The organism is Magnetococcales bacterium, assembly GCA_015231755.1.
GTDB lineage: Bacteria > Pseudomonadota > Magnetococcia > Magnetococcales > Magnetaquicoccaceae > Magnetaquiglobus.
This window is the reverse complement of record JADGAZ010000019.1, coordinates 43,292-66,110: the sequence shown is the minus strand read 5'-3', so window position 1 is coordinate 66,110 and position 22,819 is coordinate 43,292. Positions and strand designations below refer to the sequence as shown.

The window sequence follows — 22,819 nt, the reverse complement described above, 5'->3', positions numbered from 1 at the left end:
TTATGTTTATGAACTATATATGGCGTTATATAATGCCTAGTCCTCTCTATCGGTATCGCGCCAATCGGGTTTTGGATTGGTTGACTCGACATAAGGTAATCTTATCCCTTGCCCCACCACGGTTGGTTTATTTGGAGTTGGCCTCGGTTTGCAATTTGCGCTGTCAATTCTGTCCCACGGGCGTGGGCCGGGTCGGACGTGAGCCTGGCTTCATGAAATGGGAGACCTTCAAGACTGTCGTGGATGATCTGGCTTCTATCTATCCGGAATCGTTTTTCCATATGTGGGGGGAGTCGTTGCTGCATCCGGAATTCAACCGTTTTGTGCGTTATGCCAAGGATCACGGATTTGTTGAAGTGTTTGTGAATACGAATGGCAACATCGATCGGGATGAAAAGTGGTTTCGTGAATTGGTGGCGTCGGGTATTGATGTGCTTCAGGTCGATATTGATGGTAATGACCAGGAAACTTATGGAAAATATCGCTATAATGGCAAGTTGGAACTGATTTTTAACTTTATTAACAATATTCAGAGAATCAAATCAGAAACGAACAGCAAGACTCCAATGATTACTCCTTTCATTGTCGTTAATGAGTACAACAAGGAACAATTGCCGGATCTCCGCAAGCGTCTCAACGCCATGGGCTTGCCCGATATCAAGATGCGTAACATCAAGAATTTTATTGCCAGGGAGAATGCGGATTCTGCCGATTCGTATTCACAATTTAATGCACGCCAGTCGGGATTTGGTGGCCTTGTACTCTTGAAGCAGGATGACAGCAGCATCCGTAACCAGTGTGAATACAAAAAGGTGCTGGCTTGTCCCAGTCTCTGGTCGTATCTTCATATCACCTCCCAGGGGAAATATGTTCCCTGTTGCCAATCATATAATCAAGAGGATGTTCTGGACTCGGTTGATACCATTAAACCCATGGCATTCTGGTATTCCAAACGGATGCGGGCGTTGCGCCGCATGAATTTGGATTCCCCTCAGGATATTCCGATTTGTCGGTCCTGTGGCTTTATCCGGAGAAGAACTTCTTCTAGTCCTGTCAGTCCTTCCAGTCAGATTCAGGAATAAGCCCTAACCCTTGGCGCATTTGAACGGATTTGACTGGTATGTCTTCCGATAAAACCAAAGAGCTGCCCACTCCATCCAGGTATGCCAGACTGGCCTATCTGGACGGTTTGCGTGGGTGGGCAGCTCTTGCGGTATTTCTTGGGCATCTCATCAGACGGTTTGGTTTTCAGTACAATGAGCTTCCTGAAAATGGGCTTGTTGGGAAACTGTTATATAAGACTCCATTCGATTTATTGATTAATGGTTCATATTCTGTTAGGATTTTTTTTATAATAAGTGGATTCAGTTTGTCCTATTATTATTTTGTTAATCACAGTCGTGAGAAACTGATGGAAATGGCCTTTCTGAGAATCTTCCGGCTTGGCGTTCCCATGGTATGTTCAGCGGTGATTATTGATGGTTGTCTCAGGATGGGATGGTACCATACAAGAGTAATCGAGCCGGATTTCTGGTCGGCTGTTGTTGGTACCGTGACAGAATATTTGCTGGGAATCAAACAAGGGTATTCTTCTTATAATGCGGTCTTCTGGACGATGACCTATGAATATTATGCGTCCATGGCTATCTTTTTTATGTTGATGCTGGCAGGAAACTTCTTTTTCTGGAAGCGTGCATTGATTTATCTGGTTCTCGGGGTTCTGCTGAGAGATAGTATTTATCTTGGATTTCTGCTTGGAGTGTTTTTGTGTGATTTGACGGTTAATTTTGAGATTCAGGAGAAATTAAAGAAAAGAGTTTCCTGTCTGGTATTTCATAGAATTGAATTTGTTGTTTTTTTGTCGTATTTGTCAATTTTTACGGTTCTGAAACAATTTCCAAGACTTTGGAGTGTTTTGGCTTATCTGATTGGTGAAAATCTGTTTGAATATATTATGCTTTTCTTTCTGGTGGTTATGGCAACATTGAATGGAAAATATTCCCGTTTCCTCTCAAATTCGGTATCAGGAATGTTGGGAAAATTGTCTCTTTCTTTGTACTTTGTTCACATGCCAGTCATCTATACTTTCTCGATGTGGCTGCATGGATCGATTGCTCCCTGGTTTGAAGATCCAGTCATGGCGGCAATGACCACGATAGGAGTAACGCTTCCGGTAACCTTTTTTCTCAGTTATCTTTTTTGGGCGATCATTGAGGCACGATTGGTTCGTTCTGTTTTGTCTTCTTTGCGTCAATGGTTTGGATGGTTGTCGGATAGCTTCAGGCCGTATGCGCTGTTTGGCATGAATCGGATCCTCTCTTGAATTCATCCGGTTGTCATTCGTCTGTCACCCCCTGCGCCCTCTGGCGCCACGAGCGCCTTGACTACCAGACCGCTTGGGACCGACAGCGGCAGCGGGTGGAGGCGATTGTGGCCGGGGGGGCGCCGGGGGTGTTTTGGCTGCTGGAACATGATCCGGTCTACACGGTGGGGCGTTCCGGGCAGCGGGGGGAGATCCTGGACGCATCGATTCCCGTGGTGGAGACGGACCGGGGCGGGCGGGTCACTTGGCATGGGCCGGGGCAGACGGTGGGTTATGTGATCCGGGATTTGCGTCCCGACATCCACGCCGTGCGCGCCCATGTGGACAAACTGGAAGAGACGGTCATCCGCACCCTGGCGGGATGGGGGGTGGTCGCGGAACGGGAGGCGAAAAATCCCGGCGTATGGGTGGGCGGGGAAAAAATCGCCGCGTTGGGGGTTCGCATTCGTCACGGGGTGGCGTATCATGGTTTCGCGATCAATCGCGCCCCGGATTTGCGGGCTTATGGGGGGATCGTTCCCTGCGGACTGTCCGGACGGGGTGTCACCTCCCTGGCCAAGCTGGGAATCGAGGTGACCCGTGTGGCCTTGGAGACCCGTCTGCTGGGGGTTTTCCAGGAGGTTTTTCAGGTGGAATGGGTGGATGAACCATGGCAAGAGAACTGACGACCCCTTTTCTGGCCGCTGACGTGATCATCGAATTGATCGATCATCCGGGCCGTCCCATCGTGTTGATCGATCGGCTCAATCCTCCCTATGGATGGGCCATTCCGGGGGGATTCGTCGATCGGGGGGTGGAGAGCGTCGAGCGGGCCGCCGTGCGCGAGGCGTTGGAGGAGACCAGCCTGGAGGTGCGGTTGATCGCCTTGTTGGGAATCTATTCCAACCCGGCGCGGGATTCCCGTTTGCACACCGCCACGGCGATTTACGTGGGGGAGGCCCACGGCACGCCGCGGGCCGCCGATGACGCCAAAGGGGTGCATGTGGTGCCGGTGGAGGCGATCCCCGGAAATCTGGCTTTTGATCATAATCTGGTATTGGACGACTATCGGGTGTTTCGCGCCACCGGGCGCGTAGCCCCCTTGCGGGAGATCCCCGAATGAAAACCGGCGTGGGCGTGTGGATGGCGGGTCTGTTGGTGGCGGGCATGATGACGGCGGAACCGGTTTGGGCGGGTCTGCCTTTTGCGGTGGATGGACAAAAATTGCCGAGTCTGGCCGACATGGTGGAACGGGTGATCCCCGGGGTGGTGAACATCGCCACCACCAGCCATGTGAACGTACCGGATCATCCGTTGTTGAACGATCCGTTTTTCCGGCGTTTTTTTGAGTTGCCCGCCCAGGGCAAACGGCAACGGGAGAGCAAAAGCCTCGGATCCGGTGTGGTGGTGGATGCCAAACAGGGTTATGTGCTGACCAATCAGCATGTGATCGACAAGGCCGATGCCATCAGCGTCACCTTGCGGGATGGTCGCTCCCTGAATGCCAAACTGGTGGGAGTGGACAAAGAGACCGATGTGGCGGTGATCCAGGTGCAAGACAAGGGGTTGCAGGCGGTCCCCATGGGGGATTCCGGGGCGTTGCGGGTGGGGGATTTCGTGGTGGCCATGGGAAATCCGTTTGGATTGGGGCAGACCGTGACCTCGGGAATCGTCAGTGCCTTGGGACGCAAAGGGTTGGGGATCAAGGGCTACGAAGATTTTATCCAGACTGATGCCTCCATCAATCCCGGCAACTCCGGCGGGGCGTTGGTGGATCTGTCCGGCAAGCTGGTGGGGATCAATACCGCCATTTTGTCGCCGGGTGGCGGCAAGGGCAATGTGGGGATCGGGTTTGCCATTCCTATTAACATGGCCCGTCAAGTGATGAGCCAACTGGTGGAGCATGGCGAGGTGCGCCGGGGACTGCTCGGCGCCCAGGCCCAGGATCTGACCCCGGAGTTGGCCAAGGCCTTTGGCATGCAGGTTGGAGCCGGAGGGGCGGCGGTGACCCGGGTGGTGGTGGGATCCTCGGCCTATCAGGCGGGATTGCGACCGGGTGATGTGGTGACCGAAGCCAATGGCCATCCGGTGCGGGGGGCTTCGGATTTGCATAATGTGATCGGTCTGGCCAGGGTCGGTGAGAAGATCACCATGAAATTGATCCGGGAAAATCGGGAGCAGACGGTCAACGTGGTGCTGGCCAATCCGGAAGCGGAACGGATTGCGGGAGAAAAGATTGATCCCCGCCTGAAGGGGGCGGTTTTTGGCATCGACGCCGACGAAGGGGAGAAAACTCTGGTCAAGGTGGTGAAAGTGGCGCCTGGAAGTGCCGCCTGGAATGCCGGATTGCGCGACGAGGACCGTTTGTTGTCGGTGAATCGTCTGCTGGTGCCGGATTTTGCCGCGTTGCTCAAGGCGGTGCGGGCCGATGAACGGCAGATGCTGCTTAATATCGAGCGTGGCGAGGAGAAGTTTTTCGTGTTGGTGCGGTGACGGCGGGAACCGGTGGACTCTTGGGCTGTGCGGGGATTTGAACCGTTGAAAATCATGCGAAATTTGTTGTGCTGCGCCGTGTTGGTGATGCCGTTTCCCCTGGCCTGGGCCGGGGATGCGCCCTCCTCCTCCTCTCCCGCGTCTCCTCCCCCGAGGGAGTTGCTCGGGCAAATCGTGAACATCGACCGAAACGATTTCAAGGCCAAGGGCAAGGTCGCCTTGCATCGGTTGCAACCGTTGGCCGGTCAATTGACCCTCTCCGAGGCCCGGGGGGATCCGGATTGGATTCTCAAGACCATCTCTCCTTGGAATCCGGCGTTGGCTCGCATCCTCGGGGAGATGAAAATTCAGGAGGTGACCCTGGCGGATGCGGATTTGTTGCTGGATGGGTCGAAAATCGTTCTGAAACTCGCCCGGGCGGCCATTCCCGAAGGCCGGGTGGAACAGGTGGACTATCAGCAGGGTGACGGCGGGGTATGGCGGGTGGAGACCGGGGCTTTGAATCTGGACCGGCTTCCGGCGGGATTGAACCCGGGCCTGTTGCCGTTGTCTGCCGGCGCTGTGGGTTTCGCACGTCTGGAGGCTGCGGGTGATCGGGAGAAAGGCCGTGGTTGGGCCAACGGGGTGTTTGCCCAGGGGTGGCGCATCGCCCGGGTGGAGGGGGAGGGAGAGGTCACCAGTCGGGATAGCCAGGGGCGTCCGCTGAAAGGGGTATTCACCTGGAATACCTCCGGAACTTATGCCCCCGGATTGCAGGGGGCCGCCAAACGGGTGCCGGAATTGGCGGAGATGCTGCGTTTCGCGGGTCGGGATCCGTTTTCCCGGGAGTCGGTGGATCTGGGCAAGCTTTCGATGCGGGTGGAATCCGATGGACAGGGAAGATTTCTGATCCAGAATGTGCGGGTCGAGGCCCCCTGGGTGCGATTGCGCGGAGAAGGGATCCTGGAAACCCAGGGCAAAGAAGAGGCGCAACGTTTGCGGCTCGATCTCGTGGCCAGAACCCCCGCGGGCAAGGAAAAGCGTTTCAAGATCAACTTGCCGTTGAGAACTTTGGTGAAACCATGAAACATTCCGGGTGGACCGCATGGGGTCGCGGCATGTGTCTGGCCGCTTTGTTGTGGGGGATTCCGGTGCCGGTCGGGGCGGTGGAGGTGGTGGTCTCCATCAAACCGTTGCATGCGCTGGTGGCGGCGGTGATGGAGGGGGAGGGTGCACCCCGGTTGTTGATTCAGGGACATGTCTCCGAACACACCTATGCGCTGCGACCTTCGGATGCCCGTCTGCTCTCCAAGGCGGAGCTGATTTTTTGGGGCGGGGTCGGGCTGGAGGGTTTCTTGGTGCGTCCCTTGGAAAATCTGGCTCCCAAGGCGGTCAAGGTGGCATTGCTGGAGGCTTCCGGGGTGAGCCGTCTGCCGGTCCGCGCCGGAGGAGCCTGGGAGGAAGAGGGGCACGATCATGGCCATGACCACGATCACGACCATGGCGGCAAATCGGAACACGGGGAGGCCCACGGTCCCACCGATCCCCACGCTTGGTTGGATCCCCGCAATGCCATGGCCATGGGTAAGGCCATCGCCGGGGCATTGGCGGCTGTGGATCCGGCCCATGGGGCCCGTTATCAGGCCAACGCGACCGGTTTGACCCAACGGCTGGAGGCGTTGGATCGGCAGTTGGAACGGGATCTGGCTCCGGTGCGCCAGCGGCCTTATATCGTATTCCACGATGCGTATCAATACTTTGAACACCGGTATGCCCTGGGCACGGTAGGCTCCATCATGGTGCATCCCGAGCGTCCACCGGGGGCGCGCCGAGTCCAGGAAATTGCCAAACGGATCGCCGAGACCCGGGCGGTTTGTCTGTTCACCGAACCCCAATACTCCCCCCGTTTGGCCGAAACCGTGGCGGCCAGCCATCCGGTGCGCATCGGTGTGCTGGATCCTTTGGGGGCGGCGATGAAAGAGGGGCCGGAGCTTTATTTTGAATTGATGCAAGGTCTGTCAGGCGCCTTGATCCAATGTCTGAACACCTGACCGTCAAGTCTGCCGGGGGCGATCCTTGCGGGCGGGCGTCCATACTTCTGGTGGATGCGCAGCCCGGGCATCTGAGTTGGATGGGTGAGCAGTTGGCGGATTGCGGTGCCGGAATGGTGATGGCCCGGAATGGCGTCGAGGCGTTGGCTTGTCTGGCGCAACAGGAGTTCGCCCTGGTGATTCTGGCGGTGCGTTTGCCCGACATTGATGGTTGCGAGGTGTTGCGTCGTTTTTCGGAAAGGGAGGGCTCCCATCGCCCGCCGGTGATCCTGCTTGTCGAGTCGGGTGAGGATTCGTCGCGCATCCAGCAGGGGTATGCGTTGGGCGGGGTGGATGATCTGCTCAAGCCGTTTCCGGCGGAGGTCTTGCGGGGCAAGGCGCGGTTTTGTCTGGAACTGGATCGCCGCAACCGGGTGATTCGTCGTCAGTCCGGGGAGTTGGAAGCCCAGGGCAGGGCTTTGGAAGAGGCCAGAATTCAGGCAGAGGCGGCCATCCGGGCCAAAAACCATTTTTTGGACAATATGGGGCATGAAATTCGTACCCCCATGAATGCCATCATCGGCATGACGGATCTGATGCTCTCCTCCCGCCTGGAGCCGGAACAGCGCAAAATGCTGGAAGTGGTGTTGCACTCGTCGGAGTCGTTGCTGGATATTCTCAATGACATTCTGGACTTCTCCAGGATCGAGACCGATGCCCTGCATTTGGATCGCATTCCATGTCAGTTGCGCAAGGTGGTGGAACATGCGGTGACCACCTTGGCCGTCGAGGCGGGATTGAAGGGGTTGTCGTTGCGTTGGGAGATGGATCCCGGGCTTCCGGAGTGGGTGATGGGGGATCCGGTGCGGTTGCGGCAGGTGTTGATCCATTTGTTGAGCAATGCGGTCAAGTTCACGCCCCGGGGCTGGGTGGCTTTACGGGTTTTTCTCGCCAACGATTCGGCGCGGCGACACTGGTTGGTCTTTTTGGTGCGCGACAGTGGCATCGGTATTCCGGAAGATCGTTTGGAAATGATCTTCAACAGTTTTTCCCAGGTGGATGTCAGTACGACCCGACGTTTTGGGGGGCTGGGGCTGGGGTTGGCCATTTGCCGCAAGCTGGTGGAGCGGATGGGAGGAGAAATTCATGCCACCAGCCAAGTGGGCGAAGGGAGTGTGTTTACCGTTCAGGTGCCCTGGGAGATCCCCATCCGGGAAGAACTGGGGCAGGCTACCGGATCACCGTTTTCCGGACCCCAGTGGACCCTGGCTTTGGCCGGTGGACTGACGCGGATTCTGCTGGTGGAAGACGATCCGGACAACCGGTTGCTTGGTCAGCACGTCTTGACATCCGCCGGTTACTCTGTCACTACGGCGGGAGATGGGGAAGAGGCTTTGCGATGTCTGAACGATGGGTATGATCTGGTCTTCATGGATATCCAGATGCCTCGTCTGAATGGAATCGAAACCACCCGGCGGATTCGCGCCGGCAAGGAAAAAGCGGATCCGGACATGCCGATCATCGGTGTCAGCGCCCATGTCCGGGAACAACTGCGCGACCACTGTCTGGAGGCCGGAATGGATGCATTTCTCACCAAGCCGTATCGTGCTCAGGATCTGTTGGACATGGTGGCCCGCGCCGGTGAGGCGAAAATACAGCGTCTGGAACAACGTCGTGGGGTCGTCCCTTCCGGAAACCATCGCAGCCCTGGAGATCCGTCATGAATACACCCAAGACCGTGGCCTTTCAGGGGGAGCGGGGCGCCTACAGCGAGCAGGCCTGCCGGGAGTGTCTGCCGGATTATCGCACCATTCCCTGTCGCACCTTCGAGGAGGTGTTTCAGGCCGTGGATGAGCGGGAGGCCGGCGTGGGGATGATTCCGGTGGAAAACAGCATCGCCGGAGTGGTCAGCGACAGCTATGACCTGTTGGCCGTGTTCCAGTTGCACATCCAGGGGGAGTATTATCTGCGGGTGCGCCATTGCCTGCTGGGTACCCACGACGCCCGCATGGAGGATCTGCGTACTGTCTATTCCCATCCCCAGGCTTTGGCCCAATGCCGTTCGTTCATCCGCAGACAGGGCTGGGCCTGCAATGCGGTCTATGACACCGCCGGGGCCGCCGCCGATCTGGCGGTGCGGGCCAATCCGTTCGAGGCGGCCATCGCCGCCGAATTGTGCGCGGAATTGTATGGCCTGTCGATTTTGGCACGGGATATTCAAGACAGCCACTTGAATACCACGCGCTTCCTGAAGATCGTCAAGGATCGGGCGGTTCCGCCCAAGGATGTGGATTGCAAAACCAGTCTGGTCTTTGAGGTGCGCAACATTCCGGCGGCTTTGTACAAATGTCTGGGCGGGTTCGCCACCAACGGGGTCAATCTCACCCGTCTGGAGTCCCGACCGGTGCCGGGTACCCCGTGGTCGTATCATTTTTATCTGGATTTTCAAGGCAGACCCGAAGAGCGGCCCTGCAAGCTGGCCCTGGAGGAGTTGGACTTTTTCACCAGCAGCCTGAAAATCCTGGGCAGTTATCCCGAAGCCTCCAACTGGCAAGCGAACCGATGATCCCTTTTCCTCAAATCGATCCGGTATTGATCCACATCGGTCCTTTGGCCATACGCTGGTATGGCCTAATGTACACCTTGACCTTTCTGCTGGGCTGGCCCCTGTTGAAATGGCAGGCGCGACGGCAGTCTTTGGGGTTGTCTCCCGAGGTGCTGGCGGATCTGGTGATGGGCATACTGCTCGGGGTGATCCTGGGCGGACGGTTTGGTTATATTCTTTTTTACCATTTCAGCTATTACCTAGCCAATCCCCTCGCCGTTTTCCGGGTGTGGGAAGGGGGCATGTCGTTTCACGGTGGCTTGTTGGGGGTGTTGCTGGCCGGTTTTCTGTTTGCCCGCAAGCATGGGTTGTCCTTTCTGGTGCTGGGTGACCTGATGGCCGTGGTCACGCCTCTGGGTCTGTTGCTGGGGCGGATCGGCAATTTCATCAATGGGGAGTTGTGGGGCCGTCCCACGGATCTGCCCTGGGGCGTGCTGTTTCCCGGCGCCGGTCCGGAACCCCGTCATCCCAGTCAACTGTATGAGGCGGGACTGGAAGGGGTGATGCTGCTGCTGCTGATGCTGTGGCTGGGCAGAAAACGACGTTCTCCCGGATTTCTGGGTGGGGTGTTTCTCACCGGTTATGCGGTCTCCCGTCTGTTGGTGGAGATGGTGCGGGAACCCGATGCCCATCTGGGTCTGCTGGCCGGCGGACTCACCATGGGGCAATGGCTTACCTTTCCCATGCTTTTCATTGGACTGGGACTTGTCATCCATTCCCGCCATCGAACGGATGCCAGGCCACGGTGAGTGAACCCGTTCCATGGGTGCCCCGGGAGGTGGTGGAATCCTTGCCGGAAAGTCCAGGCGTGTATCGTTTTCTGGACGCCGAAGGCAAGGTGCTGTATGTGGGCAAAGCCAAGTCACTGAAAAAAAGGGTCGGTTCTTATTTTCATGGTTCGGTTTCGGCCCGCATTCTGGCCATGCTGAACAAGGCGCGGGATCTGGCCATCGTGGTGACCGCCACGGAGCAGGATGCCTTGATCCTGGAAGCCAATCTCATCCGTCGGTTGCAGCCGCCTTACAATGTCTTGCTCAAAGATGACAAGTCCCACCCCTGGTTGCGTCTGACCATCGATCAGCCTTTCCCCCGCTTGACGTTGCATCGGGGGCCGCGTCGGCCCAAAGAGCGTTATTTTGGTCCCTATCCCAGTGTTCACGCCCTGCGGGAGACCCTGAAATGGCTGCAAGGGGTGTTTCCCTTGCGTCAGTGCGAGGATCGGCAGTTCAACAGTCGCAAGCGTCCCTGTCTGCAATACCAGATCAAGCGGTGTCACGCGCCGTGCATGGGATTGATCGATCAGGAGAGTTACGCCCATTGGGTGCGGGAGGCGGTGCTGTTCCTGGAGGGGCGGGACCGGCAGTTGACCGAAGGCTTGACCCGGGCCATGTGGGAGGCATCGGAACAACGGCGTTTCGAGGAGGCGGCGCGTTTGCGGGATCGGGTCAAGGCGATCACCCAGGTGCAGAATCAACGTCGGGGCAATCTCAAGGAAGGGACCGACCTGGATATCATCTGTATCACCACCAGCAGTGGACCGGCCTCGATTCAGCTTTTTTTTGTGCGGGACGGGATCAATCTGGGCAATCAGGCCCACTTTCCGGAAAATACCGAAGATCTGGAACCCGCCGAGGCTCTGGAAGCCTTCATGGCTCAGTTCTACGCGCCTGCCGAGGGCATGGGCGAAGGCGTTTCCACAGAAACCCCCTTGCCGCCTGCGGAAATTCTGGTCAATCTTCCCTTGCCCGAGCATGAATGGTTGTCTTCCGCCTTGAGTCGGTTGCGGGGGGGAGCGGTACGGATTCGGGTGCCGGAGCGTGGCGAGAAGCGGCGACTGGTGGAGTTGGCCCTGTCCAACGCCGAAACCGCCAAGGTCAGACGCATGAGCGGCAAGCAGGCCAATCGCCAACTGTTGGCGGAACTGGCTGCCATTCTGGAACTGCCCCGTGTTCCGGAACGGATCGAAGCCTTCGACATTTCCCATTTGCAGGATCGGCATGTGGTGGCGTCGATGGCGGTTTTCGGCCCCGAGGGGATGATGAAGCGGGCCTATCGGCGTTTTTCCATCAAGGATCCCGGTTCCGTGGACGATACGTCACGCATGGCCGAGGTGATCGCGCGCCGTTTTCGTTCCTCCGATGCCGCCGGAGGCAGCGATTGGCCGGATCTGGTGCTGCTCGACGGGGGCAAGGGACAGTTGAACGCCGCCATGGAGGTGGTCGAAGATCAGGGGATCACCGGAGTCTCGTTTTTCGCCATGGCCAAGGGGCCGGAGCGCGATGCGGGAAAAGAAAGCCTTTTCTTGCCGGGACGGCGGGAACCGGTTATACTGCCCGAACGATCCCCGGTTCTGTTTTTGCTTCAGAATATACGGGATGAGGCTCATCGCTTCGCCGTGACCTATCACCGCAGCAGTCGGGAGCGGAGTCAGGTGCGTTCCGTGCTGGACCAGATTCCCGGTGTGGGACCGGGAAGAAAAAAAGAGCTGCTGCGTCACTTTGGATCGGTTCGCGCGATTCGTGAGGCGCGTGTCGAGGAGTTGGCGGCACTGCCGGGCATTTCCATGTCCTTGGCCGAAGCCATAGTCCAGCACCTTCAAGATTGCCGGGAAGTCCTTTGAGATTCGATTGATGGCTTGGAATTTACCCAATATATTGACGGCGACCCGTATTGCCCTGATCCCCTTTTTTATCGGGTTTGCCTTTCTTCCCGATCCACTGGGCTTGATCCTGTCGGCCATGTGTTTCAGTCTGGCGGCCCTCACCGATTGGGCCGATGGCTATATTGCCCGACGATCCGGCATGCTGACGGATTTTGGTCGTTTTTTCGATCCGGTGGCCGACAAGTTGTTGGTGATTTCGGCCATTGTGCTGTTGCTTTCCCTGGGGCGCGCCCCTTTGACTCTGGTGTTGATCATCCTGGCCAGGGAGATCACCATCATGGCCTTGCGGGAACGCATGGCCGGTTTGGGGAGGTCGGTGCCCGTGTCGGCGTTGGCCAAGTGGAAAACCGGCTTCCAGATGACCGCCATCATCATGCTGCTGGTGCAAGACAGCCTCTTCGGGATTTCGTTTCACTGGCCGGGGGTTTTCTTCCTGGGCGTGGCGATGGTTTTTTCCCTCTGGTCTGGGTATGTCTACCTGCTTTCGGCTTGGCCGTGGATTCATCCAAAAATTTGATCCTTCCCCTAACGCTTGGGCTTGACTTGTCCCGGCCATATTCGCTATAAAAGGGGACAAGGAACGCGGGAGTAACTCAGGGGTAGAGTGCAACCTTGCCAAGGTTGACGTCGAGGGTTCGAATCCCTTCTCCCGCTCCAACATTTTTTCGCCGGATGTCTCCGGCCGGGTGGCGAAGTGGCCTAACGCAGAGGTCTGCAAAACCTTCATTCGTGGGTTCAAATCCCACCCCGGCCTCCAGTGACTGTTTGAAGTCAACGCCTGATTTGTATTTTATTTTATTTCTTTCAGATTCGTGGTTTTTTGAGGATAAACGAGCGTAAAAAAGGCCTTTCAATGCGGGAGTAACTCAGGGGTAGAGTGCAACCTTGCCAAGGTTGACGTCGAGGGTTCGAATCCCTTCTCCCGCTCCAAGATTTCATTTTACAATGCTCGCTTCCCCCCCGCCTCTGGATCCCTACGAATCCTTCATTTTCTCCCTTGAATTTTTTATTAGGATCCGACATGCCCATCACTTTCCATCCCAATGAACGAACAGTTATTTTTATCGACGGCTCCAATCTCTACGCCGCCATTCGCTCTTTGGGTTTTGATTTCGACTACAAAAAACTCCTGCTCCACTTCCAGAATCACAGCCGTTTGCTGCGGGCCTATTACTACACCGCCCTGGGCGACGATCAGGACTACTCCCCGATTCGTCCCCTGGTGGACTGGTTGGCCTATAACGGCTATGCGGTGATCACCAAGCCCATTAAGGAATACATCGATCCGGTCACCGGTCACAAACGGATCAAGGGCAACATGGATATCGAAATCGCTGTCGGCATGCTGCAAATGGCGCCGCATTATGATCATGCGGTGCTGTTTTCAGGAGACGGGGATTTCCGCAGTGTGGTGCAGGCGATTCAGGATCAGGGCAAATTTGTCTCCGTGGTCAGCTCCTTGCTCACCCAGCCCCCGATGATCGCCGATGAATTGCGCCGTCAGGCTGACGAGTTCATCGAATTGAACACCCTGAAATCCGAACTGATGCGCAATCCCCATGCCTCGCAGAACACCTGCCCTTCGGTGATCCCCCCTGCCCAGGCCCATGCTGCCGAATCGTCCAACTCATTTTGATTCAACAAGCTGACCCCAAGCGCCTTTCTTGCGATCTGGAGAATTCCGGCATGGGAAAAATTGCCTTTTTGTTTCCGGGACAAGGTTCCCAGTCCGTGGGTATGGGACGGGAACTGCATGACGCCGATGTCGCCCTGGCCGCCTTGTTCGACGAGGCGGACGGGGTAGTGGGCTTTCCGTTGCGGGCTTTGATGTTCGAGGGGCCGGAGGAGCAATTGCGTCTCACGGAAAATGCCCAGCCCGCCTTGGTGCTGACCGGTCTGGCGGCGTTTCATCTGGTGAGTCAACGCACGGGCTTGAAACCCGATTATGTGGCGGGTCACTCCCTGGGGGAGTATGCTGCCATCGCGGCGGCGGGTGGTTTTTCCGCCATGGACGCGATCCGTCTGGTGCGACAACGGGGCGAGGCCATGCGTAGCGCCGTGCCTCCGGGAGTGGGGGGTATGGCGGCGGTCCTCAATCTGGAACCTGCGGAGGTGGAGCGGGTGTGCCGGGAGGCGGCGGAAGAGACCGGTGGCATCTGCGCTCCGGCCAATTACAACACCGCGTCCCAACTGGTCATCTCCGGCCATCTGACTGCCGTGGAGCGGGCCATAGCCCTGGCCAAGACGGTCAAGGCCAAGTGCATCGCCTTGCCGGTCTCCGCCCCTTTCCATTGCGCCCTCATGTCCAAGGCCGCCGAAACCATGGCCGCGGTACTCGCGCAACAGCCGATCCGGGATCTCGATTGTCCTTTGATCGCCAATGTCACCGCCGATGAGCTGCGTTCCGGTGACGCCATTCGTCAAAGTCTGGTGGAACAGATCATCGCCCCGGTCCGTTGGGAGGACTCCATGCGGCGTCTGCTGGCGTTGGGGGTGGATACCTTCGTGGAACTGGGTAGCGGTCAGGTGCTGGCGGGCATGATGAAACGGATCGACAAGAGCGTCAGAATCGTCACGATCAATGGTCCCGCCGATCTGGAGAAGTTGTCCGCCCTGGCGTGATCCCCGATGCGTGGAAGGCGTGGAGCGATCCGGAAAGGAGATTGGCCCTTTTTCGGATCGCTTTTTTGTTTGTCGAGTTGGATTACGCCCCGTGGTCCCCATCCGGGTGGATTTTTTCCGGACTGGTGATTATCCCTCGTGGGACTCCTCCGGGTGAAGCTCCGGATCGATATAGCCTCGAATTTTTTCCAGATACAGATAGATCACCGGCGTGATGTACAGGGTTAGCCATTGGGAAAGGATCAATCCTCCCACCACCGCCAGACCCAAAGGCTGGCGCGCCTCGCCACCGGCTCCCATGCCCAGGGCGATGGGCAGGGTGCCCACCAGGGCGGCCATGGTGGTCATCATGATGGGCCGGAAACGGACCAGACCGGCTTCCCGGATCGCTTCCAGGGCCGTGTATTGGCCATCGCGTCTGGCTTCGATGGCGAAGTCGATCATCATGATGGCGTTTTTCTTGACGATGCCGATCAGCATGATCAAGCCCACAAAGCCGTAAAGATTCAACTCCAGTCCGAACAGCTTCAGGGTCAACAGCGCCCCCAGCCCTGCCGCCGGCAGACCGGAGAGGATGGTCAGGGGATGGATATAGCTTTCGTAAAGCATGCCCAGCACCAGATAGATCACCAGCACCGCCAGTCCCAGCAACCACCCCATGCCCGCCAGAGATGATTGAAACACCTGGGCCGACCCCTGGAAACTGGCGGCGATGGTGGCGGGCATGCCCATCTGGCTCCGCGCCTGATCGATGGCCTCGATGGCTTGGCTCAAGGAGAGTCCGGGGGCCAGGTCGAAGGAGAGGGTGACCGCGGGCAATTGTCCCTGATGGGAAATGGTGGCGGGTCCCACGGAACGGGAAATGCGGGCCACGGAGTCCAGGGGGATCAAGGTGTTGTTGGCTCCCCGCACATGCAACAGGGAGAGCATCGAGGGATCGGTCTTGAAGGGGTCATCCACTTCCAGCAGCAAGGCGTATTGGTTGGAGGGGGCGTAGATGGTGGAGATCTGTTTGGGGCCGAAGGCGGCGTAGAGGGTTTTTTCCAGCCGTTCCGGGGAGATGCCCAACGTGGCGGCCTTGTCCCGATCGATTTCGACCAAAGCCTGGGGTTTGGCCAACTGCATGTCGGAGGTGACGTTCAGGAATCCTGGCAGTTCCCGCAGGGTCTTTTCCACCTTTTCGGCCCAGGGGAAGAGTTCGCTGGTGTCGGTGCCCTGAAGGGTGAACTGATATTGACTTTTGGTCAGTTGGGTGCCGATGCGGATCACGGGCAGATTCTGGATGAAGGCCTTGATGCCGGGAATCTGGGCGAGTTTGGGACGCAGACGTTTGACGATTTCATCCGCGTGGGGGCGTTCGTCCATGGGTTTCAGACGCACGAAGACCCGACCATTGTTCAGGGCCGATTGACCCGAACCGCCCCCGATGAACGACATGGTGGCGCTTACCCCCGGGTCGGCGCCGATGATCTCCGCCACCTGGCGTTGACGTTCGGACATGGCGTCGAAGCCGATATCCTGTTCGGTTTCGGTGAAGCAGAGCAATTGCCCGGTATCTTCGCTGGGCATGAATCCTTTGGGCATCTCCCGTCCCACCTGGACCGACCATCCCCCCATCAGCAGGAACAGCACCAGCACCAGACGGCGATGGGCGAGGGTCCAGTCCAGGGTGGTGGCGTACCCACGACGTAAGGCCATGAACAGCGCCTCGCTGCCCCGGATCAGCCAGTTGGCCTTGCCTGGGGTATGGGGTTTGAGCAGGCGGGAGCAGAGCATGGGGGTGAGGGAGAGGGAGACCACCCCGGAAAGGATCACCGCCGCCATGATGGCCACGGCGAATTCGTGCAGCAGTCGTCCCAGGATGCCCCCCATGAACAGCACCGGAATGAAGACCGCCGCCAAGGAGAGGGTCATGGAAAGAATGGTGAAGGCGATCTGGCGACCGCCGATCAGGGTGGCCTGCCAGGGGGAAAGACCTTTTTCCTCCATGTGTCGGGAGATGTTTTCCAGCATGACGATGGCATCATCCACCACAAAGCCCACGGACAGGGTGAGGGCCATCAAGGAGATGATGTTGATGCTCATGTTCATCTCCAGCATGATGGGGAACACCCCCACCAAGGAGATGGGCAGGGCGAGACTCGGGATCAGGGTGGCCGAGGCGTTGCCCAAAAAGAGATAGATCACCAGAATGACCAGCAGCAGGGAGAACAGCAGGGTAAGCTGCACATCGTGGACCGATTCCCGGATGCTCAACGAGCGGTCGTAGAGTACGTCCAGAGTGGTGGCCGCCGGGAGTTGTTGGCGCAGATTGGGCACCACGTTGCGAATGGCGTCGGCGACGGCGATGGTATTGGAGCCGGGTTGCCGCTGAATGGCCATGACCACGCCGCGGGTAGCGTTGAACCAAGCGGCCACCAGATTGTTTTCCGGGCCATCCACCACGTTGGCGATGTCATCCAGGCGCAACGGCGCGCCATTTTTCTGGGCGATGACGATGGAACGGTAGCTTTTGGCCGAAGGCAGACGTTCCGGGGTCTCCAGGGAGAGCAGACGGTTGGGACTCAGCAGGTATCCGGTGGGTAGATTGGGATTGTTTTGTTGAATGGCCAGTTCCACATCTTCCAGGGAGAGGCCGTTGACGGCCAGGGCATGGGGATTGACCTTGACCCGCACCGAGGGACTCTGACGACCATAAATGCTCACCTGGGCCACACCCGGCAGGGTGGAGATGCGTTGCGATAAGGTGGTATCGGCAAATTCGGAGATTTCCGTCAGGGGCAGGGTCTCGGAGGTGAGGGCCAGATAGAAAATCGGTAAATCCGCCGGATTGACCTTTCGGTAGTAGGGGGGGATGGTCATGTTGTTGGGCAGGCGCCGCTGGGCCGAGGAGATGGCGGCCTGCACGTCCTGGGCCACGGCGTCGATATCCCGATCCAGGGCGAACTGCAGGGATATCTGGGTGGTGCCCAGACCGCTGCTGGAGGTCATGGAGTCCAGACCGGCGATGGTGGAGAACTCTTTTTCCAGCGGGAGCGCCACGGAGTTGGCCATGGTATCCGGGGAGGCCCCGGTCAGGGTCGCGGAAACCTGAAGCGTGGGATAGTCCACCGTGGGCAGGGCGGATACCGGCAGTTGTTGATAAGACAGAATGCCGAACAAAAACAGCCCAAGCATGGTCAAAACCGTGGTGACCGGGCGATGGACGAAAAAACCGGTGATGTTCATGGAAGGATCACTTTTTGTTGGTGTTTTCGTTGTCCGCTTTGGGCAGTTCCACCTTGGCTCCCGGTTTCAGACGCCATTGACCTATGGTGACCACCGTATCCCCCGCAGCGAGTCCCGAGGTGATGACGGTCTCTTCCTTGTCTTCCTTGGCAATGGTCAGGGGGCGGGTTTCCACGCTTTTGTCCTCTTTGACCACATAAACAAATGGACCCGCCGAGCCGGTGAGTACCGCACGGGTGGGGATCACCAGGGCGTCGGGACGGTCGATGAGTTTGAGAGACAGGGTGACGAACAGACCCGGCCACAGGCGACGGTCTCCATTTTGGGCCTGGGCCTTGAGACGGATGGTGCCGGTTTGCCGATCCACCGCGTTGTCCAGGGAGAGCAGGGTTCCCGGAATGGGGGAGTCGTTTTCCCGGTTGGGGAAAATGTCCAGGGTGAGGGGTTTCTTGGCGTGGTTGGCGCGAATGGCGCTCAGATGGGGTTCGGCCACGGTGAAGGTGATGCATATGGGATCCATCTGATGCAGGGTCACCAGAGGATTGGCGTCGTTGGCTTTGATCAGGTTGCCGGTCTGGATCAGGATTCGTCCCGCCATGCCGGTGATCGGGGAGAAAATGTGGGTAAAACCCAATTGCATCTCCCCTTCGGCCAGGGCGGCGCGATCGGAGGCCACCGTGGCCTCGGCGGCCTGACGGCTGGAAACCAGCGCGGAGAGAGTCTCTTCCGAAGCGATGTTTTGCTTGTTGAGTACCACCTGACGCTGTTCTTTGGTACGGGCGTTTTCCAGCAGGGCGAGATCCCGATCCAGGTTGGCTTTGAGTTGTTTCAGGCGGTACTGGTAGGGGCGATCGTCAAGGTCGAAGAGGAGTTGACCCTGTTGTACCTCCTGACCATCGGTGATATGGGATTTGAGCAGTTCTCCATCCACTCTGGCCTTGATCGCCACCGCGTGACAGGTTTCCGCGCTGCCCATGGCCTGAAGGGTCAGAGGTACATTTTTTTGCGTTACCGGTGCCACCACGACCGGAACCGGCGGGGGGGCCTGGGTTCCTTTGGTTTCGGTTTTTTCCGGGGAGCAGGCGGAAAAAACGGTCAGCGCGACGAGCGGGATCCACAACGGCACGGATCGGAATGGGGCCGGTTGCATGGCGGGATAACCTTGAGCGAAGAGATTTTGGACCGATCGTTCCAGTATAGTCCACACCGGGAGGCTTGACCAGTCTTGTGGTGGTGATTGCTCCAGGATCATCCCGAATGCGGAAGGGGGTGAACCGGGGCAAATGGCGCTTGAAATCTGCGATGATGGCTGAAGCGCCATTTGCCCGTGTGGTTTTTGTGCGTGCGGTCAGGGTGACAGGTTACGGAGAGCTGTGAAAGGCAATCCAGGTGGTGCTCAAGCCGACCACGGTCAAGGCCAGGATGGGGAGCATAAAGTGGAGGCTGTTCTTGAGGCCCAGTTTTTTGGCGATGACCACATATTTGGCGCAGATGCTGCCAAGCAGTGCCGCCAGGATGCTCAGACCCGCCACCCATCCGGAGATGCCACCTTCTTGCAACATGGAGGTTCCCACAGAACCGATGGCCGCTGCCGAGCTGATGATGCCGGACATGAACGAGGCAACGACCGTGGCGCCATTGCCAAGATAATAGGTCACCATGTTCATGATAATGATGAGGATGGCAAAGATGCTCGAAAACTTGAACACAAAGTTCAGCGGCAGGGGACGGTCTGTAATTTTGATCTCCTGACTTTCACCGCTGGACATGCTTTGGGAAGAAAAGGAGTAGGCGCTGATGGAGAAGAACATCACCAGTGCTGAAACCACCGGCAACACGAATTGAGAGAAAAGCACCTCTCCCACGACCATTCTCAACACGACCACATCCTTGACGATGGATCCAGTGTTGGCCGCCACAAAGCCCAGAAAGATTTCCTGGCTGGTGAGGGGAGGCGCTTCACTACCTTCCGCGCCTTCTTGCCGGTCTCTCAACAGCAGGACAATGGTGGCGAGAGAGGAGACCAGACCGCCGAAGAAGGTGGCCAGCACCAGGGCGTTACGTCCCTTGATGTATTTGGTGATGAAGTGGGCCACGAAGCTCATCAGGCTGACCATGATGACCACTTTCCACAGCATGTTCACATTGATGTAGTTGTAGTGAACTTTGTAGCTGTCGTTGATCAGGCTGACGATGGGGATCGGGATGCGGGCATCCGTGGGAATGAAGGGCGTGATGGTGATGGCCAGACCGATGAGAATGGCAAAGTCACTGATTTCCCGATGGGTGATCGAGTAGCCGAAGGTGTGGAATTTTTCCTTGAGGTTTAGAATGAGCAGCACCACGAAGATGATCGTCGCGATGATCCAGAACTGGGCGTTGAGGTTGGGAAGACTGGCGATGGCAAAGGTGACGGGCATGGCCAACATGCTGGTCATGCCATGGGTTCCCGCCGTGGCTCCGATATTCTCGAAGATGAAAGGAATCAAGGAGTAGAGAACGACGGCGAAGAAGGCGACAATCCAGGCCAGCGGGGTGGCTTCATAGAAAAGGCTCGAAATGAATGCCAGCACCGCAACCAGAACATAGTCACGCAGACCAAAGCGTTTATCTTTGTTCAGGTTGCTGATTTGTCTTTCCACGCCGATAGCCAATCCGGAAGCGACGGCTAGGGCGAAGTTTATGGCGAGGGTCAGTGATGAAATATTGGCCATAGTATTGGTTGCTCACGGTTTCAATAGTTGGTGGATTGCGTGGTTTTAGGACGCAACAAAGATTGATTGACTGGTTTTCCTATAGATGGTCCCAGCCGTTCGGGTTTCGTGTTTGTTGACCTGAAGGATAAAACAGGCTAGAGCGATTTTTTGTGGCGAATGGCAGCGTGATCGCTCAGAGTTCCTGGGGCAGGTTTTTCTAATAGGAATGTTGAAGAAAAGTGGCGGTCAACCGGGCTGGGATCTGACGGGGCTTGTGTGTGAAGTCAGCAATCCGGTTGGTGAAATCGTGGCGTTGATTTCTCGGATTAAAAGATGCGGGGCCGTGGGAAACGTTCGACTGGTTGTGGTGGAACAGGAAAATCGATGGATTCATTCTTTTGATCCTCTTGAATACGTTAGTATTTCACTAGCCAGTTCCAAGCGTCGCGCCATCTGGGCGCCTTAGTCCTGAAAAGCGCAATTGACATACCAATGGATTCTTTAGAGGAAATGTCTTTTGTGACAGAATGTTACAAGGTGGATACGGATGGCTCATGGTGGATATAAGGGTGTAACAAAACGAACGCATATGACGGGATTTGCCCGCATTTAACTGAAAAATTCTATATATAACATGATGTTGTCTATAGTGTCCGAATTCGGTCACTGTTTGTTATCGGACACGGATCCGGTCTGTGGGTTTCCATTGATGGTGCCCCGATTTTCCAGGGAATCGATCTCACCCGGCGGCCTCCGTTTCGCCCGGATGATTGATCCGTCGATTCAAGGCCGGGCGGGAAATGCCCAACAGGGTGGCGGCAATGCCCTGATTGCCCTGGGAACGGTGCAGCGCTTCGTCCACCAGGACACGTTCTGCTTCCTTCAGGGAAGGAAAGCGTCCTGGAATCTGGATCAGCGGTTCCGGGATGTTGCCGTCCGGCGGGCTGTCGTCGTTCAGATTGGGTCCGGCCATGCGTTTGGAGATGGTCTGTTTGAAACTGTCCATGGAAAGCACGGCGCCTCCGCGATGCAGAGTGACTGCATCATAGACCATGGCGCGCAGTTCGCGAACGTTTCCGGGAAAAGAGTAATTGGCAAGCAGGGTAAAGAGTTCCTGGGGTGGCGTGGGCGTCGTGGATCGGTCCATGGAGCGGGAGGCCTCTTCAATGAAATGGTTGACCAGATCCGGAATATCTTCTTTGTGATGGCGCAATGGCGGAATCTCGATGCGATGCACCGAGAGTCGGAAATACAGATCACTGCGGAAGAGTTGCTTGTTCATGATCTGTTCGAGGGGACGATTGGTGGCGCACAGGATACGAACATCGCTGTTTTTGGCGATATCAGACCCCAGGGGATAATATTTGCGTTCCTGGAGCAGTCGGAGCAATTTGATCTGAGAGGCCATGCTCATATCGCCGATTTCATCCAGGAATAAGGTTCCGCCGACCGCTTTGGTGACCAGACCCTCCCGGTTTCTGTCCGCGCCAGTAAAAGCGCCCTTTTTGTGGCCAAATAGGGTATCCGAGAACAGCGTGTCGTCGAGTCCGGCCACGTTGACTTGAACAAATTCTCCGGACAATCCGCTTAACGCATGGATGATTTGGGCAAACTTTTCTTTTCCTGCACCTGTTTCCCCGTAGATCAGCACCGGTTCCGGAGAGGGGGCTATGGCCTCGACGTATTGGAATATGGAGCGGAATCGGCGACTCCGGGTAATGATGGAAGAAAAAACCTCTCCATGGGGGAGGTCGTCGTGGAGCAGGCAGTGCTTGAGCGTTCCCAGTTGCCAACGCAAAGAACAGAGTTCGCGTGCCCGTTTGACACTGGAAATCAAACGGCTCTCTTCCACAGGCTTGACGAGATAATCGAAGGCGCCTTCCCTCATGCTGTTGACAGCGGTATCCACATCCTGGGCACATGTCATGACCAGGACTGGCAGCCCGGGATAGGTATGGGTGATTTCCGTGAGAAGTTGTGAGCCGGAAATATAGGGCATGAACAAGTCGAGAATGATGACGCTTGCCGGGTTCGCCGCCAGAAAAGGCATGACTTCCTGGCTGTTATCCAGTATTTCGATGTGCTTGATTCCCGCGCTGGATAAGATGATCTGGGTGCTGTGCAGCACGGAGATTTCATCATCGACAACGACGACAGGAAGTTGAGAGAATGTGGGTGCTTTTTTCATGCGTATGCCTTTGT

General features: G+C 57.0%; 18 protein-coding genes and 3 tRNA genes. 17 read left to right on the top strand and 4 right to left on the bottom strand.

What is annotated here, in order from left to right:
- Positions 1-2: 2 nt before the first annotated feature.
- The 17 genes from HQL98_12875 (at position 3) to fabD (ending at position 14,693) form a co-directional block, all read left to right on the top strand.
- Positions 3-1,082 carry a radical SAM protein gene (locus tag HQL98_12875; protein MBF0272939.1) on the top strand — a complete coding sequence of 360 codons (1,080 nt, stop codon included), beginning with the start codon at positions 3-5 and terminating at the stop codon, positions 1,080-1,082.
- 38 nt (positions 1,083-1,120) lie between these two features.
- Positions 1,121-2,323, top strand: a complete 1,203-nt coding sequence (locus tag HQL98_12870) for an acyltransferase (GenBank protein MBF0272938.1) — start codon at positions 1,121-1,123, stop codon at positions 2,321-2,323.
- Positions 2,320-2,988, top strand: a complete 669-nt coding sequence (lipB, locus tag HQL98_12865) for a lipoyl(octanoyl) transferase LipB (GenBank protein MBF0272937.1) — start codon at positions 2,320-2,322, stop codon at positions 2,986-2,988. Before HQL98_12870 ends, lipB begins: the two co-directional genes overlap by 4 nt.
- On the top strand, positions 2,973-3,425 hold the full coding sequence (locus HQL98_12860) for an NUDIX hydrolase (GenBank protein MBF0272936.1): 453 nt from the start codon (positions 2,973-2,975) through the stop codon (positions 3,423-3,425). Before lipB ends, HQL98_12860 begins: the two co-directional genes overlap by 16 nt.
- A complete protein-coding gene (locus HQL98_12855) occupies positions 3,422-4,795 on the top strand; it encodes a Do family serine endopeptidase (protein MBF0272935.1) in 1,374 nt (457 codons plus the stop codon). Before HQL98_12860 ends, HQL98_12855 begins: the two co-directional genes overlap by 4 nt.
- A 45-nt stretch (positions 4,796-4,840) precedes the next feature.
- Positions 4,841-5,860, top strand: a complete 1,020-nt coding sequence (locus HQL98_12850) for a hypothetical protein (GenBank protein ID MBF0272934.1) — start codon at positions 4,841-4,843, stop codon at positions 5,858-5,860.
- A gap of 32 nt (positions 5,861-5,892) precedes the next feature.
- Positions 5,893-6,825, top strand: coding sequence for a zinc ABC transporter substrate-binding protein (locus tag HQL98_12845; protein ID MBF0272933.1), 933 nt, complete (start codon positions 5,893-5,895; stop codon positions 6,823-6,825).
- The gene (locus HQL98_12840; GenBank protein MBF0272932.1) at positions 6,810-8,528 is read left to right on the top strand and encodes a response regulator; all 1,719 of its coding nucleotides are present in this window, start codon (positions 6,810-6,812) and stop codon (positions 8,526-8,528) included. Before HQL98_12845 ends, HQL98_12840 begins: the two co-directional genes overlap by 16 nt.
- Positions 8,525-9,370: a prephenate dehydratase gene (pheA, locus tag HQL98_12835; GenBank protein ID MBF0272931.1), complete on the top strand. Its 846-nt coding sequence runs from the start codon at positions 8,525-8,527 to the stop codon at positions 9,368-9,370. Before HQL98_12840 ends, pheA begins: the two co-directional genes overlap by 4 nt.
- Positions 9,367-10,158: a prolipoprotein diacylglyceryl transferase gene (locus tag HQL98_12830; GenBank protein MBF0272930.1), complete on the top strand. Its 792-nt coding sequence runs from the start codon at positions 9,367-9,369 to the stop codon at positions 10,156-10,158. Before pheA ends, HQL98_12830 begins: the two co-directional genes overlap by 4 nt.
- The gene (gene uvrC, locus HQL98_12825; protein ID MBF0272929.1) at positions 10,155-12,029 is read left to right on the top strand and encodes an excinuclease ABC subunit UvrC; all 1,875 of its coding nucleotides are present in this window, start codon (positions 10,155-10,157) and stop codon (positions 12,027-12,029) included. The genes HQL98_12830 and uvrC overlap by 4 nt, the downstream gene beginning before the upstream one ends.
- Positions 12,030-12,039: 10 nt before the next feature.
- On the top strand, positions 12,040-12,588 hold the full coding sequence (gene pgsA, locus HQL98_12820) for a CDP-diacylglycerol--glycerol-3-phosphate 3-phosphatidyltransferase (GenBank protein MBF0272928.1): 549 nt from the start codon (positions 12,040-12,042) through the stop codon (positions 12,586-12,588).
- A gap of 65 nt (positions 12,589-12,653) precedes the next feature.
- A tRNA-Gly gene (locus tag HQL98_12815) sits at positions 12,654-12,728 on the top strand.
- 23 nt (positions 12,729-12,751) lie between these two features.
- Positions 12,752-12,828, top strand: a tRNA-Cys gene (locus HQL98_12810).
- 98 nt (positions 12,829-12,926) lie between these two features.
- A tRNA-Gly gene (locus tag HQL98_12805) sits at positions 12,927-13,001 on the top strand.
- 91 nt (positions 13,002-13,092) lie between these two features.
- Positions 13,093-13,707, top strand: coding sequence for an NYN domain-containing protein (locus HQL98_12800; protein MBF0272927.1), 615 nt, complete (start codon positions 13,093-13,095; stop codon positions 13,705-13,707).
- A 50-nt stretch (positions 13,708-13,757) separates the two neighbouring features.
- Positions 13,758-14,693, top strand: coding sequence for an ACP S-malonyltransferase (gene fabD / locus HQL98_12795; protein ID MBF0272926.1), 936 nt, complete (start codon positions 13,758-13,760; stop codon positions 14,691-14,693).
- Positions 14,694-14,822: 129 nt separating this feature from the next.
- On the opposite strand, the gene HQL98_12790 is transcribed toward fabD, so the two are convergent.
- The 4 genes from HQL98_12790 to HQL98_12775 all read right to left on the bottom strand — a co-directional run bounded on the left by HQL98_12790 (position 14,823) and on the right by HQL98_12775 (position 22,805).
- A complete protein-coding gene (locus tag HQL98_12790; GenBank protein ID MBF0272925.1) occupies positions 14,823-17,921 on the bottom strand; it encodes an efflux RND transporter permease subunit in 3,099 nt (1,032 codons plus the stop codon).
- Positions 17,922-17,928: 7 nt separating this feature from the next.
- Positions 17,929-19,071 (bottom strand): efflux RND transporter periplasmic adaptor subunit, encoded by a 1,143-nt coding sequence (locus HQL98_12785; GenBank protein MBF0272924.1) that lies wholly within the window; start codon positions 19,069-19,071, stop codon positions 17,929-17,931.
- A 211-nt stretch (positions 19,072-19,282) separates the two neighbouring features.
- Complete coding sequence (locus tag HQL98_12780; GenBank protein ID MBF0272923.1) at positions 19,283-20,563, bottom strand: DUF4010 domain-containing protein; 1,281 nt, start codon at positions 20,561-20,563, stop codon at positions 19,283-19,285.
- Positions 20,564-21,356: 793 nt separating this feature from the next.
- The gene (locus tag HQL98_12775) at positions 21,357-22,805 is read right to left on the bottom strand and encodes a sigma-54-dependent Fis family transcriptional regulator (protein ID MBF0272922.1); all 1,449 of its coding nucleotides are present in this window, start codon (positions 22,803-22,805) and stop codon (positions 21,357-21,359) included.
- Positions 22,806-22,819 lie beyond the last annotated feature (14 nt).

Excerpts from the sequence above, each read along its gene's own strand:
- HQL98_12875 (MBF0272939.1), top strand. The coding sequence starts at position 3 with ATGTTTATGAACTATATATGGCGTTATATAATGCCTAGTCCTCTCTAT.
- HQL98_12870 (MBF0272938.1), top strand. The coding sequence starts at position 1,121 with ATGTCTTCCGATAAAACCAAAGAGCTGCCCACTCCATCCAGGTATGCC.
- HQL98_12860 (MBF0272936.1), top strand. The coding sequence starts at position 2,973 with ATGGCAAGAGAACTGACGACCCCTTTTCTGGCCGCTGACGTGATCATC.
- HQL98_12855 (MBF0272935.1), top strand. The coding sequence starts at position 3,422 with ATGAAAACCGGCGTGGGCGTGTGGATGGCGGGTCTGTTGGTGGCGGGC.
- HQL98_12845 (MBF0272933.1), top strand. The coding sequence starts at position 5,893 with ATGTGTCTGGCCGCTTTGTTGTGGGGGATTCCGGTGCCGGTCGGGGCG.
- HQL98_12840 (MBF0272932.1), top strand. The coding sequence starts at position 6,810 with ATGTCTGAACACCTGACCGTCAAGTCTGCCGGGGGCGATCCTTGCGGG.
- pheA (MBF0272931.1), top strand. The coding sequence starts at position 8,525 with ATGAATACACCCAAGACCGTGGCCTTTCAGGGGGAGCGGGGCGCCTAC.
- HQL98_12830 (MBF0272930.1), top strand. The coding sequence starts at position 9,367 with ATGATCCCTTTTCCTCAAATCGATCCGGTATTGATCCACATCGGTCCT.
- pgsA (MBF0272928.1), top strand. The coding sequence starts at position 12,040 with ATGGCTTGGAATTTACCCAATATATTGACGGCGACCCGTATTGCCCTG.
- HQL98_12800 (MBF0272927.1), top strand. The coding sequence starts at position 13,093 with ATGCCCATCACTTTCCATCCCAATGAACGAACAGTTATTTTTATCGAC.
- fabD (MBF0272926.1), top strand. The coding sequence starts at position 13,758 with ATGGGAAAAATTGCCTTTTTGTTTCCGGGACAAGGTTCCCAGTCCGTG.
- HQL98_12790 (MBF0272925.1), bottom strand. The coding sequence starts at position 17,921 with ATGAACATCACCGGTTTTTTCGTCCATCGCCCGGTCACCACGGTTTTG.
- HQL98_12785 (MBF0272924.1), bottom strand. The coding sequence starts at position 19,071 with ATGCAACCGGCCCCATTCCGATCCGTGCCGTTGTGGATCCCGCTCGTC.
- HQL98_12775 (MBF0272922.1), bottom strand. The coding sequence starts at position 22,805 with ATGAAAAAAGCACCCACATTCTCTCAACTTCCTGTCGTCGTTGTCGAT.